Here is a 17,920-nt window from a genome sequence, read left to right on the forward strand (position 1 = left end):
CGCAGGGGCGCTCGGGCGCACCTCTTTACGGGCAGCCGGAGACGACGCTCTCCGGCTCGTAGGTCTTGCCCGGCTCGTCGCCGACGGGCTTGGCGGGCCCCTCCACGTGCTCGGCCTCATCGCCGAAGGCGCCGTTCTCGAAGGCGTCCTTCCGGTCCGCATCCGGCGCACTGTACTCGGTCGGGTTCGAGGTCGCTGCCACCGCGCCCTCGACAGCCTGGCCGGCTTCCACAGCGGCAGCCGGGGCCGGGGTCGGCGCCGCGTTCTCGGGCGTCGACGGCACCGGGGTCTCGCTCTGGTTGTTGGCCATTGGGCGGCCGCCTTTCAGTCATCAATTGTGTTGAGCCCGACCTGCTTGGCGCGGGCGCGGGGACAGTATCGTAGGGTTGATTAAATGTCCGATAAACAGCGTGCGGCTTGCGGGGCCGTCCGGCAGAGTCGGGCGTCCGCCTAAGCTGAAGCACCGCGGCGGACCGCCGAGCGCCCTTTCACGAGATCGACACCACAGGCCATCGGGGGACTTCATGGAGTTTCGGGAGACGCCGCAGGCATCTGCGTTGCGCTTCCAGGTCCTGGGTCCGGTCCAGGCATGGCTCGACGGGAAACCGCTCTCGCTCGGATCCCCCCAGCAGCAGGCCGTGCTGACCACCCTCCTGCTGCAGTCCGGTCGCCCGGTCACCACGCAGGACCTCGTCGACGCACTGTGGGGCGACCGTCCGCCGACCCAGGCCGTGGCCGCGCTGCGTACCTACGTCTCCCGGCTGCGCTCCGTCATCGACCCCCGTCGGGAGATCCGCAGGCCCTCCGAGGTGCTGGTCTCCATCGCGGACGGCTACGCGCTGCGCATCCCGAACGACGCCCTGGACCTGACGGTCTTCGAGCGGCTGTCCGCCGACGCCGCGGCCGCCCGGACCTCCGGAGACCGGCACGAGGCGCACCGACTCCTCGCCGAGGCTCTCCAGCTGTTCAGCGGCCGTCCGCTCACCGGCGTCCCCGGCCCCTATGCCGACGCCCAGCGGGCGCGGCTGGCCGAACGCCAGGTGGCCGCCTCCGAGGAGCTCTGCGCCGCCGCCCTCGACATCGGCCTGCACGCCGAAGTCGTCGGGGAACTCAACAACCTGACGGCCGAGCACCCGCTGCGCGAGCGCCCGCGCGAGCTGCTGATGCTGGCGCTGTACCGCTGCGGGCGCCAAGCCGAAGCGCTCGGCGTCTACACCGACACCCGCAAGCTGCTGATCGACGAACTCGGAGTCGAGCCGGGCGCCGGCCTGTCCACGATGCACACGCGCATCCTCGCCGCCGACCCGAAGCTCGTCCTCCCGGCCGCCCCCGCGCCCGTCCTACGGGAGGACGGCCCGACAGCGCCGCCGGTCCCCGCTCAACTTCCCGCCGACGTACTGGACTTCAGCGGCCGAGCGGAGCTCGTGGACGACCTCTCGGCGGTCCTCCAGAACGCCACCGGCCAGGCCGTGGTGGTGACCTCGCTGGCCGGGATCGGGGGCGTCGGCAAGACCACCCTCGCCGTCCACGTCGCCCACCGCGTCCGGTCGGAGTTCCCGGACGGCCAGCTGTACGTCGACCTGCGAGGGGCGGGCACCTCGCCGGCCGATCCGGTGGTCGTCCTGGGCGACTTCCTGCACTCGCTCGGCGTCACCGAGAGCCCCGACTCGCTCGACCAGCGCGCGGCCCTCTACCGCTCGCAGCTGGCCGGCCGCCGGATGCTCATCCTGCTGGACAACGCGCGGGACGCCGAACAGATCAGGCCGCTCATCCCCGGCGTCTCCGGCTGTGCCGTGCTGGCCACCAGCCGCTCCCGGCTGGCCGGCATCCCCGGAGCGCAGCTCTTCGACGTGGAGGAGCTGACGCCGGAGGAAGCGCTGGCGCTGTTCTCGGCCATCGTCGGGGAACAGCGGGTCGCCGCCGAGCTGGAGGCGGCCATGCAGGTGGTCACCGCGTGTGGCTTCCTGCCGCTGGCGGTCCGCATCGCTGCCGCTCGTCTGGCCAGCCGCCCGCGCTGGAGCGTCTCGGACCTGGCCCGTCGGTTAGCCGATCAGCGACGACGCCTGGACGAACTCCAGCTCGGCAACCTCGCCGTGGAGACCACCATCGGACTTGGTTACGGACAGTTGTCCGCAGCCGAGGCCCGCGCCTTTCGACTGCTCGCCCTGATCGACTCCCCCGACATTCCGCTCGCGGCAGCCGCGGCGCTCCTCGGTGTCGACGAGCTCGCCGCCGAGGACCTCACCGAGGCGCTGGTCGAGGCGAACATGCTTGAGTGCTTCACCCCTGGCCGCTACCGCTACCACGACCTGCTCCGGCTCTACGCCCAGCGGCAGAACGAACGGATCGGGGACACCGAGGTACAGGAACAGGCGGTGCTGCGTCTGCTCGATCTGCTGATCCCGACCTTGCGCAACGCGGCCCAGGTCATCGAGCCGGACGACCCACTGCCCGAGCTACTGACCACCTCTGTTTCGCCCGGGCTCGATCTGCCGACGAGCCAGGCCGCGCAGGACTGGCTCCACGCCGAGGGCGCCTTGCTGCTCAGCGCGTTCGAGGCTGCCGCCGGCGGCCCCAGAGCTCTGCAACGAGCAGCCGTCGACCTGGTCAACTACCTCTTCAGCATCGACCCGGACCCGACCTGCGGACCGCGCCTGCTCCGGATCCTGGAGGCCATCGGTCACGACTCGGAGCCGCACGACGACTCGGCCGTGTGCGCCCGCGCGTACTTCGCGCTCGGCACTCTCCAGTCCGTCACCAGTGATTTCCACGGCGCCGAGGTCTCGCTGCGTCGGAGCCTCGACCACCAGGCACCGGACGATCCGTCCGTCCTGCTGCTGGCCACGGCCAACACGCTGGGCTGGATCCTGAGCCTCGGCACCCGGCTGGCCGAGGCGCTGTCGTTCCTCGAACAGGCCCGAGCCACCAGCCGGGCCGTCGGCAGCCCGACCGCCGAGGCCCGGATCGTCGGCAACATCGCCCGGGTCCAGCACCGCCTCGGCATGACCGGGACGGCGATCCGGTCGGCCAGCGACGGCGTGGCTGCGGCGCGGGAGTCGAAGAACGGCCCGCTGCTCGCCCAGACCCTCTACCAGCTCGGCGTGGTGCTCCCCGGCGCCCAGGCCGTCCCCCACCTCCGAGAGGCCCATCAGCTCTACCAGTCCCAGCAGAACCCCCTCTGGGAGGGCTACACCCTCGCCCGGCTCGCCTCCGCCCTACTCGCCGCTGGTCAGCACGCCGACGCGGCCGAAGCAGCGGGCGGCTCCTTGGCGATCGGCCAGGAGATGGACTCCGCCTACTGCCAGGGCCTGGCCAACGCCGCGCTCGGCGAGGCACTGCTCGCCCTCGCCCAGCCGGCGCGTGGGCTCGCGTGTCTCACCGAGGCGCACGCGATCTTCGTCCGGCTCGGTGTGCCCGAGGCCTCCCCTGTGGCAGACCTCATCTCCCGACAGCACACCGAGCCTCCTCTTCCCCTCCCCTAGCGCCCTGAGGCCTCCGCCCCCCAGCGGAACACCTCCCCCGATCCGCGCGTCGGCGCTCCCGCAGCCCCCCGGCTGCGGGAGCGCCCTCAACGCTTCCCCGGCGCTGGGTCCACTGTGCACCGGCGCGATTGACGTTCGATAAACGCCGCCTCGTCCGTCCACGGACCGGGTGTTTCCGCAGGTCGGGTGCGCCACCCCCGGCGCGCCATGCGGCGTGCGGGGCCAAACGTGCTCCCCTGGCCCGCACCGTCGTGCTTCCGCAAGCCCGCCCACATCGGCCCAAGCATGACGAGTTGGCCGGAAAGGGACCCCACGGCGCAGTGATCACGCATATTCTCGGATGCCAGTACACACACGAGTGTCTGCCGGCAGCGTGTCGAAGTACGGTCCGTCCGTTGGTGCGGGGAGCCCTGGGCGCCCCGGCCCACCAGGCGGGACAGTGCGGGCGGAGGCCACGGGTGGAAGGGTGCCTCTCATCGTGACGACCGGACGGATATCCGATGCGTTCCCCCTCGGTGAGGACGCGTGGGACGGCGAGCCCGACGGCTGCCCCGACGACGGCCCGGAGGTGCGGCACCGCCGCGCGGCCAGGGCTCTGCAGGCCGTCGCGTTCGACACCATCGGCGCCCGGTACGGCGAGGCGTTCCCCGCCAAGGACGGGCAGCTGGCCTGCGGGCGCCGGCTGCTGGCGGAGCTGGAGCCGGGGGCCCGGGTGCTGGACGTGGGCTGCGGCACCGGGGAGCCGACGGTCCGACAGCTGGCGGACGGCGGGCTGCGGGTGACCGGGGTGGACCTGTCGGACGTGATGCTGTCGCTGGCCCGCCGGGCCCGGTACGCGGGCGAGCATCCGCCGTCGTTCCATCGGATCGACCTCTACGATCTGGCCACCGAGCGCGCGTCCCGGGTGTGGGGTTCCCCGGAGCTGGGGCCGGCGGGGGCCGGCCGGTTCGCCGCCGTGACGGCGTTCTTCTCGCTGATCCTGCTGCCGCAGGACGAGATCCCGACCGTACTGGGCCGGTTGCGCGGGCTGTTGCGGCCTGGCGGGCTGCTGGTCCTCGGTATGGTCGAGGCGGATCTGGATCACGTTCCGCTTCCGTTCCTTGGCAGAGAGCTGCGGATCAGTGGGTATCTGAGGGAGGATCTGGAGCGGGTTCTGGTCACGGCGGGGTTCGCGGTCGAGGAGTGCTCGGGGCACCCGTACGCACCGGCCAGCACCTCGCTGCCGCCGGAGGAACAGCTGTTCCTGTGCTGTCGACGCGTCGGCTGAGCGCCCCCGAAGAGACCCGCACGAGACGCACCTAGACGCACCGAGACGCACCGAACCGAGCCCACCGACCACCCCGATTCCAGGACAGGCAGCCCGTGCGCGACCAGCTCAAGACCGAGGCGGAGCAGCCGTCCGCCGTCCCGGGCCCGCGCCGTCGGCTCCCGGCCCAGAAGGCCCCCGAGGCCCCCGAGGCCCCCGCCGCCGAGCGGCCCGAGCAGCCCGCGCCCGACCGCGCCGAGACACCGGTTCGCGCCGAGACACCGGCCCGCGCCGAGGTGGCGGACCGCCTCGCCTACCTCGACTCCGCCACCCGCCGGATCAACAGCGCCCTCGACCTGGCCGCCACCCTGCGCAACATCGGCCGGGTGCTCGTCCCGACCCTCGCCGACGCCGCCGTGATCCACCTGCGCGACCCGCTGCCGAACGTCGAGCGCGAGCCCGGCTTCCCCGACGAGCTGCGCATCCACCACAGCACCGGCACCCGGATCGGCCGCCAGGGCCGCCGGGGCGGCCTGGACGACCGGAACCGCTCCAGGTACGGCTCGCGCTCGACCGCCGATCCCGGCCCGGCCGTCCCGGTGACCCGCGGCGGCGCGATCGCGCACACCCTGCTGAGCCGCCGCCCGGCCGAACCGGCCGTCCTCGGCACGCCCGCCGCCGAGCGCACCGCGACGCTGCTGCGCGAGCTGTACGGCACCCGCGGCCCGTCCCGGCTGGCCGCCGGCACCTCGGTGCTCGCGCTGCCGCTGCGCGGCCGCAAGGCCGTCCTCGGGCTGCTGGTGCTGATCCGCCGGCCCCCTGAACGCACCGGCCGCCCGCCCTTCGACGCGGCGGACACCGCGACGGCCGCCCACCTGGCGACCCAGGCGGGGCTGGCGGTGGACACCGCGCTGCGGTACGCCCGCGAGTGGGAGATCGCCAACGAACTCCAGCGCAGCATGCTGCCGTTGCGCCTGCCGCAGCCGCACGGCGTCCGGCTCGCGCAGCGCTACCTGCCGGGCGAGCGCGGCGCGCAGGTCGGCGGGGACTGGTACGACGCCGTGCCGCTGCCGGGCAACCGGGTCGCCCTGATCGTCGGAGACGTGATGGGCCACTCGCTCACCTCGGCCGCCATCATGGGCCAACTGCGCACCAGCGCCCAGACCCTGGCCGCGCTCGACCTGCCGCCGCACGAGGTGCTGTACCACCTGGACGAGCAGGCGCAGCGGCTGGGCCGCGAGCAGCACCTGGCGACCTGCGTGTACGCGGTGTACGACCCGATCGCGAACCGGGTGGTGCTGGCCAACGCCGGGCACGTCCCGCCGGTGCTGGTCCGCCCGGGCGGGAAGGCCGAGTTGGTGGAGCTGGACTCCGGGGCGCCGATCGGGGTCGGCGGGGTGGACTTCAACTCGGTGGAGCTGCCGGCGCCGCCCGGCTCGGCACTGCTGCTGTTCACCGACGGCCTGGTGGAAACCCGCAACCGGCCGATCAGCGACGGTCTGGAGCTGCTGCGGGCCCGGATCTCGGGCGCCCGCTGGCAGTCGCCCGAGCAGCTGTGCCAGGAGGCGCTGCGGATCCTGCCGCCGGGCGACCGGGGCGACGACATCGCGCTGCTCGGCGCCTGCTTCGACGGCATCCCGGCGGGGGACGTCGCGCACTGGTACCTGCAGCCGCGCAACGAGACGCCGGGCCGGGCCCGCCGGCTGGCCGCGCACACGCTGCGGCGCTGGGGGCTGGAGGAGTTGAGCGAGGCGACCGAGCTGATGGTGAGCGAGCTGGTGACGAACGCCGTCCAGCACGCGACCCGGCCGATCACGCTGAGCCTGGTGCGCACGACGCGGCTGCGCTGCGAAGTCGGCGACGACAGCCCGCTGCTGCCGCGCCCGCGCCGTACCGGGCCGGAGGACGAACGCGGGCGCGGGCTGCAGATAGTGGCGCGGTGCGCGGAGCGCTGGGGGGCGACCCGGCTGGGCACCGGCAAGGTGGTCTGGTTCGAGCAGCGCCTGCCGAAGAACTGACCCGGTGCCCGGCCGGGGGGCGTCACACCCCGGCGGGCTCCTTCGCCTCGCGCTTCTCCTCGGCGAGGCGGGCCATCAGCTCCTCGCCCTCCATGTCGACCTTCGGCACGACCTTCCCGAGCGACCTGGGGAACCACCAGGCCGCCCTGCCGAACAGCGCCATCGCGGCGGGCACCAGCGCCATCCGCACCACGAAGGCGTCCACCAGCACGCCGACCGCGAGCGCGAAGCCGATCGGCTGGACGATCGGGTCGTCGCCGAGGACGAAGGCGCCGAACACCGACACCATGATCAGCGCGGCCGCCGTCACCACCCGGGCGCCGCCCTTGACGCCGCCGACGACCGCCTCGCGCGGGGCCTTGCCGTGGACGTGCTGCTCCTTCATCCCGGAGACCAGGAACAGCTCGTAGTCCATCGCCAGCCCGAACAGCACGCCGATCAGCAGGATCGGCACGAAGCTGACCACCGGCCCGACCTTCGGCACGTCGATGAACCCGTCCAGCCAGCCCCACTGGTAGACGGCGACGACGGCCCCGAGCGAGGCCGCGATGCTGAGCAGGAAGCCGAGCACGGCCTTGAGCGGCACCAGGATCGAGCGGAAGGCCAGCGCGAGCAGCACCAGCGCGATGCCGGCGATCACCGCGACGAACGGCGGCAGGGCCTGGTCGAGCTTGGTGGAGACGTCGATGTTGGCGGCGGTGGTGCCGGTGACGGCGACGCTCGCGCCGGTCGCGGACCTGAGCGCGGCGCGCTGGTCGCGGATCTCGTTGACCAGCGCCCTGGTGTCCGCGTGGTCGGGGCCGGTGGTCGGGATGACGGGCACCAGGGCCGTCCCGCTCGCCCGGTCGACGGTCGGCGGCAGCAGCGTCCTGACGCCCTCCAGGGTCTGCAGCCGGCCCGCGACGGTCTGGACGGCCTGCTCTGGGTTCGGCGCGTCGTGGGCGTCGACGACGACCACCAGCGGCGCGTTGAAGCCCGGCCCGAAGCTGTCGCTGACCAGGTCGTAGGCCTTGCGGGCGTCCGTCCCGACGGCCTGTGAGCCGCCGCCCGGCAGCCCGAGGTCCAGGCTCGCGGCGGGCGCGGCGAGGACGCCCAGCCCGGTCAGGCCGAGGAGCAGGACGGGCAGCGGGCGGCGGACCACGAAGCGGGCCCAGCGCTCGCCCATGGTGGTCCCGCCGTTGGCGGCCGGGGCTCGCTTCCAAAGCGGGAGCCGGTCGATGCCGCGGCCGACGAAGCCGAGCACCGCGGGCAGCAGGGTGATGGCGACCAGCACGGCCACCACGACCGCGCCGGAGGCGGCCAGGCCCATCACGGTGAGGAACGGAACGCCGGCGACGGCGAGCCCGGCGAGCGCGACGACCACGGTCAGGCCGGCGAAGACGACGGCGCTGCCGGCCGTCGCGGTGGCGCGGGCGGCGGCCTCCTCGGGCTCCAGTCCCTCGTCCAGGTGGCGGCGGTGGCGGAACAGGATGAAGAGCGCGTAGTCGATGCCGACCGCCAGGCCGACCATCAGCGCCAGCACCGGCGCGGTGGTGATGATCTCGAACGAGCCGGTGAGCGCGAGCAGCCCGGCCATGGCCACGCCGACACCGGCCAGCGCGGTCAGCAGCGGCAGCCCGGCGGCGACCAGGGTGCCCAGGGTGATGACCAGCACCGCCCCGGCGACCACCACGCCGATCGACTCGCTGCCGCCCTCGACCTTCGCCATCCTGTTGTACGCGTCGCCGCCGAAGGCGACGTCCAGCCCGGCCGCGCGGGCGGGTTCGGCGGCGGCCCGGACGGCCTCGCGCTGCTGGTCGGTGACCTCGGCGAGCTTGTGGTCGAAGGAGACCAGGGCGATCGCGACCCGCCCGTCCGGGGAGACCGCGCCGGTGGCGTACGGGTCGGGCACCGCGGCGACGCCCGGGACGTGGGCGATCCGCTCGACGGACGCGCCGACCGCCTTGGCCGCGTCCGGTGCGGCGATGCCGCCACCGGCGGGGGCGGCGAAGACGACCTGCGCGGAGCCGTGGCCCTGCGCCGGGAAGGTGTCCTTGATCCGGTCCAGGGTGGCCTGCGCCTCGGTGCCGGGCACCTTGAACTCGTCGCTGGTCTTCCCGGCGAAGGCGCCCGCGGCCCCGCCGACGGCGATCAGCACGGCGATCCAGACGGCCAGCACGGCGCGCCTTCGCCGGAAGCAGTAGCGGCCCAGTCGGTACAGGTACGTGGCCATGGGTGACCCCTCGCGGTCGTCGAGCAGGCGGGTGCCTGGCAGCGTCGCGCACCACCGTACGCCCAACTTTGTCAGGTGACAAAGTCGGCCGACGAGACCGAATGACCGGATCGGTTGACGCGGTTGCCCGACCGTGGCGATACCCTGACGGAATGGCTCATGTCCCCGCCTCCGAACGCCGCCCGCAGCTGGTCCAGGCCGCCCTCGACCTGATGGCCCGGGAGGGCGTCGCGGCCGGCAGCACCCGCGCGATCGCGGCCGAGCTGGGCGTGGCGCAGGCGACGGTGCACTACACCTTCGGCACCAAGAAGGACCTCTACCGGGCCGTGGTCGAGCAGCTGACCGCCGAGTTCATCGGCAACGTCCGCGCCGCCGACCCGGGCGACGGCCCGTTCGGCGAGCAGATCCGGGCACTGGTCCACGCCCTGTGGGAGAACTCCACCAGGGGGGACGGGCACTGCGAACTGCTCAGCGAGTTCGCGGCGCTGGCGATGCGCGACCCGGACCTGCAGGAGATCATGTCGGCGATGCAGCGCGAGATCGAGGGCACCGCCGCCGAGATGCTCACCGCGCTGGCCGAGGCGCACGGCATCCGGCTCGCCCTGCCCGCACGGGAGGTCGCCGTCTTCTTCCTGGCCGGCTTCGACGGCCTGACGGACCGCCACCTGGCGCAGCGCACCCCCGGCGAGCCGGCCGACCCGGACACCCTGCGGGGCCTGGAGGTGCTGATCGCGACCGCGGTCGGGCTCTGCCTGGGCGCCCCCGCGATCAGCTGACGATCAGTCGACGATCCGCACCGGCAGCTCGGCCAGCACCTCGCGCAGCGCCGCCGCGAAGCGCTCGTACTCGGCGCTGCGGGCCGAGCCCGGCCGGGTCGCCAAGCCGATCCGGCGGCCGGGCGCGGGCTCCGCGAAGCGGACGGCGGCCAGCCGGTCGGCGCGCCCGGCCTCGACGTCCAGCGCGGTGGCGGGCAGCAGGGTCACCCCGAGGCCCCCGGCGACCAGCTGGACCAGGGTGGACAGCCCGGCCGCGCGGGTGGTGGAGCCGGCCGGGTCGGCGCCGACCTCGCGGCAGATGTCCAGCGCCTGGTCGCGCAGGCAGTGGCCCTCCTCCAGCAGCAGCACCTCCAGGTCGAGCAGCACGTCGCGCGGGACGTCGATCCGCCCGGCGAGCGGGTGCCCGGGCGGGGTGACCAGCACGAAGTCCTCGTCGAACAGCGGGATGTCGCGGGTCGGCGACGCCCCGCCGGCCGGCAGCGCGAGCAGCAGCACGTCGAGCCGCCCGGCGGCCAGGCCCTCCAGCAGCGAGGGGGTGCGCTCCTCGTGGACGTGCAGCTCCAGCTCGGGGAAGCGGTCGCGGACCAGCCGGAGCACGGTGGGCAGCAGGTACGGTGCGACGGTCGGGATGACGCCCAGGTGCAGCGGCCCGGTGAACGGGCGGCGGGCGGCCTCGACCTCCTCGGTGAGGGCCTGCAGCGAGGCCAGCACCCGGCGGGCGTGCGCGTGCACCCGCTCCCCCAGGGGGGTCACGATCACCTTGCGCGTCGTACGCTCGACCAGTTGCGCGCCGAGGGCCTCCTCCAGCGCGGCGACGGCCCCGGACAGCGCGGGCTGGCTCGTCCCGGTGGCCGCGGCGGCCTCCCGGAAGTGCCGGTGCTCGGCCACCGCGACGAAGGCCCGGAGCTGGGCGACGGTGGGGGTGCGGGGGGCGCGGACTGTGGCACTCGCCACAGTCGCCTCGGGCTTGCCGCCCTCGCCGCGGCGGGAGCCGGGCCGGGACGTGCGCGGTTCATTACTGATAACAATCTCCGATCAGACACATCCAGGGTAGCTATTTCCCCGATCAGTCCACCATGTGGAATGGTGGACGGCGTCCGGAATCCGGACAAAACTCCCCGCAGTCTCACTTCAGGAGAAGCGAACGTGCTCACGATCGGTGACAAGTTCCCCGAGTTCGACCTCAAGGCCTGTGTCGACCTGGACGCCGCGAACGCCTTCGCCGACATCAACCACAAGTCCTACGAGGGCAAGTGGAAGATCGTCTTCTTCTGGCCGATGGACTTCACCTTCGTCTGCCCGACCGAGATCGCCGCGTTCGGCAAGCTGAACGACGAGTTCGCCGACCGCGACGCCCAGATCCTCGGCGTCTCCGGCGACTCCGAGTTCGTGCACCACGCCTGGCGCAAGGACCACAAGGACCTGCGCGACCTGCCCTTCCCGATGCTGGCCGACGTCAAGCACGACCTGATGCGCGCCTGCGGCGTCGAGGGCGAGGACGGCACCGCGCAGCGCGCCGTGTTCATCGTCGACCCGAACAACGAGATCCAGTTCGTCATGGTGACCGCCGGCTCCGTCGGCCGTAACCCCAAGGAGGTCCTGCGGGTGCTGGACGCCCTGCAGACCGACGAGCTGTGCCCGTGCAACTGGAACAAGGGCGAGGACACCCTCGACGCCCAGGCCCTGCTGGCGGGCTGACCCATGGCTCTCGACGACCTGAAGGCCGCCCTCCCGGACTACGCCAAGGACCTCAAGCTCAACCTGGGCTCGGTCATCGGCAACTCCGACCTCCCCGCCCAGCAGCTCTGGGGCACCGTGCTGTCCTGCGCGATGGCCACCCGCAGCCCCCGCGTGCTGCGCGAGCTGGAGCCCGAGGCCAAGGCCAACCTGTCCCCGGAGGCGTACAACGCCGCCAAGGGCGCGGCCGCGATCATGGGGATGAACAACGTCTACTACCGGACGCTGCACCTGCTCTCCGACAAGGAGTACAGCACGATGCGGGCCGGTCTGCGGATGAACATCATCGGCACCCCCGGCGTCGAGAAGGTCGACTTCGAGCTCTGGTGCTTCGCGGTCTCGGCCATCAACGGCTGCGGCCAGTGCCTGGACTCGCACGAGGGCGTCCTGCGCAAGGCCGGTGTCGAGCGCGAGGTCATCCAGGCCTCGATGAAGATCGCCGCCGTGCTCCAGGCCGTGGCCGGGGTCCTCGACTCCGAGGCCGCGCTCGCCTCCGTCGACGCCTGAGGCACCGCGCCACCCGCACCACCCCGCACCACAGCGACGGGCCCCGCCCCGGACACCACGTCCGGCGCGGGGCCCGTCCGCGTGCGCGGGCCCGGCCGGTCAGTCCGCGGCCGGGGCCGGCTCGGCGGGACGGACGGGAGCGGGCGCGGGCGCGGGCCGGGTGTGGGTCGGGTGGGCCTGCGGCTGGGCGGCGGCGGTGCGCTCGGCCGCCTCGCGGGCGGCCTCCATCGCGGTGAAGACGGCCTGGCCGGCCTCGTTGCGCCGGCGCAGGTGGGCGATCACGGTGTTGGTGACGGCGATCAGCGGGACGGCGACCACCGCGCCGCCGATGCCGCCGATGATGCCGCCGGCCGCGACGCCGAGCACCACGCCGAGCGGGTGGACCCGGACGGCCCGGCCGAGGATCAGCGGCTGCAGGATGTGGCTCTCCACCTGCATCACCACGATCAGCACCACCAGCACCATCAGCGCCGTCCACGGCCCCTGGGTGACCAGCCCGATCAGCACCGCGACGGTGCCGGTGATCAGCGCGCCGACCAGCGGGACGAACGCGCCCAGGAAGATGAGCACGGCCATCGGCAGCGCAAGTGGCACGCCGAGGAAGTCGACCCCGATGCCGATGCAGACCGCGTCGATGAAGGCCACGCAGACGGTGCCGCGCACGTACGCGGTGAGGGTCGCCCAGGCCTTCGGCCCGGCCCCGGCCATCGCGAACCGGGAGTGCCGGGGCAGGCCGCGCAGCGCCCAGTTCCAGATCTTCGCCCCGTCGTAGAGGAAGAAGAAGGTGGTGAAGAAGGTCATCATCAGCGCGGTCAGGACCTCGACGGCGATCTGCGCGCCGGTGATCGAGACCGAGGTGAGCCGGTCGGTGTTGCTGGTGATCGCCCCGGTGATCTGGTTGGCGAAGTCGGTGATCTGCTGGTGGGTCAGGTGCAGCGGGCCGTCGATCAGCCAGTCGCGCATCTGGTCGACACCGGTCTTCACCTTGGTGGTGACGGTGTCCACGTTGTCGGTCACCTGCCACACCACGAACCAGCCGACCAGGCCGATCCCGGCCAGGCCGCTCAGGAACGTCCCGCCGGCGGCCAGCGAGCGCGGCACCCCGTGCCGGCGCAGCCAGGAGACCGAGGGCTCCAGCAGCGCGGCGATCAGCAGCGAGGCCAGCACCGAGAAGGCGACCAGCCGCAGCATGTCGACGACGTAGAAGACGACGTAGAGCGCGGCGCCGAGCAGCAGCAGCCGCCAGGTGGACTCGGCGGCCACCCGCAGCCCCCAGGGCACCGCCTCGGCGGGGGTGGCGGGCCGCCCCGGGTGGTACTCGCGGCCGAGCGTCGCCTGGGCGGGCGGCGCCGGCGCGGGGGCCGGTGAGGCCTGGGCAGCCTGGGCGGCCGGGGTGGCCTGGGTCGCCGGCACGGGTGCCGGGAGCGCGACCGGGGCCGCCACGGCGGCCGGGCCGTGGTCGGCGCGCGGCTCGGGGAACTCGGCCGGGACGGCGGGCGCTCCGGCCGGTTCGGGGACGGCGGGGTCGTGCGGATCGGCCGCCATCGCGGCGCGTCGGCGCCGTTCGATCACGGCGGCCGCACTCGCCACCACGGCCATGCCCTTGGCCACGGCCTTGAAGGCCTTTCCGCCCCGCGCCATCCTGCTACCCGCCGCTTCCCTGCCGCTTCCGCCGTGTCCGGCGCTCCGCCGTGGGTCGCGCCACGGCCGTCAGGGATGACGCTACCCGGCGACGGCCCGGCGAGTCCGCCCCGCCGCGGGGTTCGGTTCGACCGGACCATCGGACAACGAGGACCAATCCCAACGTTTCGCATGGTTTCGGACACCGGGCGGTGGGGAGGAGTCGGAACGGGACCAGCGCCGCGCGGCAGGGCCGCGGGCCGCGTCCCGGCAGAAGCCAACCGCCGGCGGACCGGCCGGTGCGGGGAGCACCAGGACCCCTTCCCGCGCCCCGCGTCCGCACCCAGGACCGCACCGCCCGCGAGCGCCCCGGTCAGCGCAGCCCGGGCGGCGCGGCCCGCCCCGTCCGGCGGGACCGCGCTCGGGGAACGGGCCCGAAAACGGGAACGGCCCCCGGCCGCTCGTCGACGGGACGACGAGCGGCCGGGGGCCGTCGAGGGCGCGGACGGACCGCGGGCCCTCCTAGTACCAGCTGTGGGCCTGCCAGAACGACCACGCGCCGCAGGGGCTGCCGTAGCGGTCGTTCATGTAGCCGAGGCCCCACTTGATCTGGGTCGCCGGGTTGGTGCGCCAGTCGGCACCCGCCGAGGCCATCTTCGAGCCGGGCAGCGACTGGACCAGGCCGTACGCGCCGGAGCTCTTGTTGGTGGCGGTGTAGTCCCAGCCGCTTTCGCGCTTCACGATCTGGCTGAAGCACTGGAACTGGGTGTCGTTGCCGATGATCTGCCGGGCGATGTCCTGGACCGAGCCGGGGCTGACCGAGACGGCCGGCGCGCTGTCGGTGGCGGTCATCGCCGAGCGGGCCTTGGACCGGTTGGCGGCCTCGGCCTTGCGGGCGTCGTCGGCGGCCTTGGCGTCCGCGTCGGCCTTCGCCTGCGCGTCGGCCTTCGCCTGGGCGTCCGCGGCGGCCTTCTGGCGCGCGGCCTCGTCGGCGGCCTTCTGCTCGGCGGCGGCCTTGGCGGCCGCGTCGGCGGAGGCGCGCTGGGCGGACGCCTGCTGGCCGATGTTGTCGCTGACGGTCTGCGCCTGGGTGCCAGAGGGGACTTCGGCAAGCAGGGTCGCACCGGCGACGTCGACCGTCTGCGTCGTCTTGCCCTCGCTGCCCGAGGCCACACCCACGACGGCACCGACAGCGGTGACGGCGGTGGCGGAGGCCACAGCAACTCCCCGGACCGAGATCCGAGTCACATGGTTTCCTTCCAGCGTCGCCCACGCGTGACCGTGCGGGCGCAAGTTGCCCCTTGGCACGGACCTCCGCACGGTGCTCTGGTCACGGGAGGTGCTGGCCCGGCGTCCGGCCGAGGTGAGGCGACCGGGCGTTGAGATCGGGCGGCGTACGGCTCATCGGTCTTCAATTGTGCGTCCACCGACCGGAGTTGGCGGACCTTCCGGGACCGGACTTCCGGGCTCCGGAAGCCCTGTCGCGCCGTACGCGGGGCCTGACAGAACCCTCACCATGCCGCAAGGGGCACGGTCGACGCAATTCCCGCCCGCGTGGCGCACGTCACACCCAAGGGTGAAAAGCGGCGGGGCCCGCTCCGTCAGGAACGGGCCCCGCTACGGCAGTTGACCGTATTGTCCTACTATGCCCCGGTCAGAGGCGGATCACGGGTGGATGTCCTCCAGCATCTCCGTGACCAGCGCCGCGATCGGCGAACGCTCGGACCGGGTGAGGGTGATGTGGGCGAACAGTGGATGCCCCTTCAGCTTCTCCACCACCGCCACCACCCCGTCGTACCGGCCCACCCGGAGGTTGTCCCGCTGCGCGACGTCGTGGGTGAGCACCACCCGCGAGCCCTGCCCGATCCGGGACAGCACCGTCAGCAGGACGTTGCGCTCCAGCGACTGGGCTTCGTCCACGATCACGAAGGCGTCGTGCAGCGAGCGCCCCCGGATGTGGGTCAGCGGCAGCACCTCCAGCATCCCCCGGGAGATGACCTCCTCGATCACGTCCGGGGTGGTGACGGCGGAGAGCGTGTCGAAGACCGCCTGGGCCCAGGGGCCCATCTTGTCCGCCTCGCTGCCCGGCAGGTAGCCGAGCTCCTGCCCGCCGACCGCGTACAGCGGCCGGAAGACCATCACCTTGCGATGCTGCCCCCGCTCCAGCACCGCTTCCAGCCCCGCGCACAGCGCCAGCGCGGACTTGCCCGTGCCGGCCCGGCCGCCCATCGAGACGATGCCGACCTCCGGGTCCAGCAGGAGGTCCAGCGCGACCCGCTGCTCGGCGCTGCGCCCGCGCAGGCCGAACGCCTCCCGCTCGCCGCGGACCAGCCGCACCCGCCCGTCGCCGGTGACCCGGCCGAGCGCCCGGCCGCGCTCCGAGGTGAGCACCAGGCCGGTGTGGACGGGGAGTTCGGCGGCGCCGTCGACGTCCACCGGGACGTCGTGGCCGCCCGCGAACAGCGCGTCCACCTGGTCGGCCGGGACGTGCAGCTCGGTCATGCCCGTCCAGCCGGACGTGATCGCCAGCTCGGCCCGGTACTCCTCGGCGAGCAGGCCGACCGAACTGGCCTTGATCCGCAGCGGGAGGTCCTTGGACACGACGGTGACGTCGTAGCCCTCGGCCTGCAGGTTGCGGGCGACCGCCAGGATCCGGGTGTCCGCCTCGCTGGCGCCGGACCGGTAGCCGGCCGGCAGTATCGACAGGTCGGAGTGGTTGAGCTCGACCCGGATCGTGCCGCCCAGCTCGCCGACCGGGATCGGCTCGTCGAGCCGGCCGTACCGGATGCGGTAGTCGTCGAGCAGGCGGAGCGCCTGACGGGCGAAGTAGCCCAGCTCCGGGTGGTGCCGTTTGGCCTCCAGCTCGGTGACGACCACCACCGGGAGGACGACCTCGTGCTCCTCGAAGCGGGTCATGGCGAGCGGGTCCGCCAGGAGCACGCTGGTGTCGAGAACGTACGTGCGCCGGTCTGGTGTCCGGCGGCTCTTGGAACTGACCACTAGGCCTCCAGAGCGGATGACCCTGCGTCATCCGCGGCATGCCGGCCCCCGCTGCCCCGGTGGCCTCGGGGCCGGACTGACTGGAGTATTCCCAGGCGAGCGGCGGTGCATTCGCGCCCCCGGCGAACTGACGGATCATTGCCGGTGAACGTTTGGCCTCGCGCGGGGCCCGGGTACGCCAGCCCTACGGCGGTCACTTCACCGTGGGACGGCATGGGGGGCCCAGACCCCAGGGAGCCGCGGGACTAGAGGCCCAGTCGGCGGTGCCGCTGCTCGTACGCCCGCAGCGCGCGCAGGAAGTCGACCTTCCGGAAGGCCGGCCAGTACGCCTCGCAGAAGTAGAACTCGCTGTGCGCGCTCTGCCAGAGCAGGAAGCCGGACAGCCGCTGCTCGCCCGAGGTGCGGATGATGAGGTCCGGGTCGGGCTGGTTGCGGGTGTAGAGGTGCTCCGCGATGTGCTCGACGGTCAGGACCTCGGCCAGCTCCTCGATCGAGGTGCCGCGCCCGGCCTGCTCCTGGAGCAGCGAGCGGACGGCGTCGGCGATCTCGTGCCGGCCGCCGTAGCCGACCGCGACGTTGACCGTGATGCCCTCGATGTCGGCGGTCCGCTCGGCGGCGCTCTTGAGCACGCCGGCGGTGTGCTCGGGCAGCAGGTCCAGCGCGCCGACCGGGTTGACCCGCCAGCGGCGGGCGGCGGCCAGGCCGGCCACGGCCTCCTCGATGATGCCGAGCAGCGGGACCAGCTCCTCGGCCGGGCGGTCCAGGTTGTCGGTGGAGAGCATCCACAGGGTGACGACCTTGACGTGCGTCTCGTCGCACCAGCCGAGGAACTCGCTGATCTTGTCGGCGCCGCGCTGGTGGCCGTACGCGGTGGAACCGCCGGTGGCCTTGGCCCAGCGGCGGTTGCCGTCCAGGATCACGCCGATGTGGTGCGGGGTGCGTGCGAGGTGGACCTCGACCCGGCGGCCGTAGAGGCCGTACATCCCGCCCAGCAGGGTGCGCAGCCCCGGCGTCCGTTCGGCCACATCGCGCAGACCCATGGTTCCCGGCCCCTCTTTTTCCTCGTTCAGCTGGTGCTTCTCAGCCCCCGGCGCAGCCTACTCCGGCGCGCAGGCGGGCGGTAAAGCCGCAGGTAGCGGTCTGGTCACGGTCCTGTACGGAGTCTGTCCCGGCGGCGTGTCGGCCGCCTGCGGGGGAAGGGCGCCGGCCGGCCGCCGTGGCGCGGACACGGAACGGTCTCCGATTCCTTAAGGAATCCGTAAGCCGGCCGTCCGATGCTTGACGGCCGCTATTGGTCTAGTCCAGCTTGTCACCCAGGACGC

The 17,920-nt window shown here is 73.2% G+C and carries 13 protein-coding genes; 6 read left to right on the forward strand and 7 right to left on the reverse strand.

Annotated features, from left to right (window positions below; genetic code table 11):
* Positions 1–25: 25 nt before the first annotated feature.
* The gene (locus AB2U05_RS12650) at positions 26–310 is read right to left on the reverse strand and encodes a hypothetical protein (RefSeq protein WP_045697690.1); all 285 of its coding nucleotides are present in this window, start codon (positions 308–310) and stop codon (positions 26–28) included.
* A gap of 214 nt (positions 311–524) precedes the next feature.
* Between AB2U05_RS12650 and AB2U05_RS12655 the strand changes: the two genes are divergently transcribed.
* The 3 genes from AB2U05_RS12655 (at position 525) to AB2U05_RS12665 (ending at position 6,746) form a co-directional block, all read left to right on the forward strand.
* The gene (locus AB2U05_RS12655; RefSeq protein WP_369183237.1) at positions 525–3,482 is read left to right on the forward strand and encodes a BTAD domain-containing putative transcriptional regulator; all 2,958 of its coding nucleotides are present in this window, start codon (positions 525–527) and stop codon (positions 3,480–3,482) included.
* Positions 3,483–4,050: 568 nt separating this feature from the next.
* Positions 4,051–4,749: a class I SAM-dependent methyltransferase gene (locus AB2U05_RS12660; RefSeq protein ID WP_045697743.1), complete on the forward strand. Its 699-nt coding sequence runs from the start codon at positions 4,051–4,053 to the stop codon at positions 4,747–4,749.
* A 95-nt stretch (positions 4,750–4,844) separates the two neighbouring features.
* Entirely contained in the window at positions 4,845–6,746 is a 1,902-nt protein-coding gene (locus tag AB2U05_RS12665; protein ID WP_369183238.1) for a SpoIIE family protein phosphatase, read from the forward strand.
* A 22-nt stretch (positions 6,747–6,768) separates the two neighbouring features.
* On the opposite strand, the gene AB2U05_RS12670 is transcribed toward AB2U05_RS12665, so the two are convergent.
* The gene (locus tag AB2U05_RS12670) at positions 6,769–8,958 is read right to left on the reverse strand and encodes an MMPL family transporter (protein WP_369183239.1); all 2,190 of its coding nucleotides are present in this window, start codon (positions 8,956–8,958) and stop codon (positions 6,769–6,771) included.
* Between the two features lie 152 nt (positions 8,959–9,110).
* Between AB2U05_RS12670 and AB2U05_RS12675 the strand changes: the two genes are divergently transcribed.
* Positions 9,111–9,734, forward strand: a complete 624-nt coding sequence (locus AB2U05_RS12675) for a TetR/AcrR family transcriptional regulator (RefSeq protein WP_045697697.1) — start codon at positions 9,111–9,113, stop codon at positions 9,732–9,734.
* Between the two features lie 3 nt (positions 9,735–9,737).
* Here AB2U05_RS12675 and AB2U05_RS12680 read toward each other — a convergent pair whose 3' ends face one another.
* A complete protein-coding gene (locus tag AB2U05_RS12680) occupies positions 9,738–10,688 on the reverse strand; it encodes a LysR substrate-binding domain-containing protein (RefSeq protein ID WP_078860046.1) in 951 nt (316 codons plus the stop codon).
* A gap of 192 nt (positions 10,689–10,880) precedes the next feature.
* On the opposite strand from AB2U05_RS12680, the gene AB2U05_RS12685 reads away from it, so the two are divergent.
* Both AB2U05_RS12685 and AB2U05_RS12690 read left to right on the forward strand, forming a co-directional pair.
* A complete protein-coding gene (locus AB2U05_RS12685; RefSeq protein ID WP_045697699.1) occupies positions 10,881–11,432 on the forward strand; it encodes a peroxiredoxin in 552 nt (183 codons plus the stop codon).
* Positions 11,433–11,435: 3 nt separating this feature from the next.
* Entirely contained in the window at positions 11,436–11,978 is a 543-nt protein-coding gene (locus AB2U05_RS12690; protein ID WP_045697701.1) for an alkyl hydroperoxide reductase, read from the forward strand.
* 99 nt (positions 11,979–12,077) lie between these two features.
* Here AB2U05_RS12690 and AB2U05_RS12695 read toward each other — a convergent pair whose 3' ends face one another.
* From AB2U05_RS12695 to AB2U05_RS12710, 4 genes are all read right to left on the reverse strand, one after another.
* A complete protein-coding gene (locus AB2U05_RS12695) occupies positions 12,078–13,619 on the reverse strand; it encodes an AI-2E family transporter (RefSeq protein WP_369183240.1) in 1,542 nt (513 codons plus the stop codon).
* A 501-nt stretch (positions 13,620–14,120) separates the two neighbouring features.
* Complete coding sequence (locus AB2U05_RS12700) at positions 14,121–14,846, reverse strand: transglycosylase SLT domain-containing protein (RefSeq protein WP_045697705.1); 726 nt, start codon at positions 14,844–14,846, stop codon at positions 14,121–14,123.
* Positions 14,847–15,263: 417 nt separating this feature from the next.
* The gene (locus AB2U05_RS12705) at positions 15,264–16,598 is read right to left on the reverse strand and encodes a PhoH family protein (protein WP_045697707.1); all 1,335 of its coding nucleotides are present in this window, start codon (positions 16,596–16,598) and stop codon (positions 15,264–15,266) included.
* A 245-nt stretch (positions 16,599–16,843) separates the two neighbouring features.
* On the reverse strand, positions 16,844–17,638 hold the full coding sequence (locus AB2U05_RS12710) for an isoprenyl transferase (protein WP_208615473.1): 795 nt from the start codon (positions 17,636–17,638) through the stop codon (positions 16,844–16,846).
* Positions 17,639–17,920 lie beyond the last annotated feature (282 nt).

Origin of the sequence: Streptomyces sp. Y1, from assembly GCF_041053115.1 — a bacterium.
Taxonomy (GTDB): Bacteria; Actinomycetota; Actinomycetes; order Streptomycetales; family Streptomycetaceae; genus Kitasatospora; species Kitasatospora rubellomurina.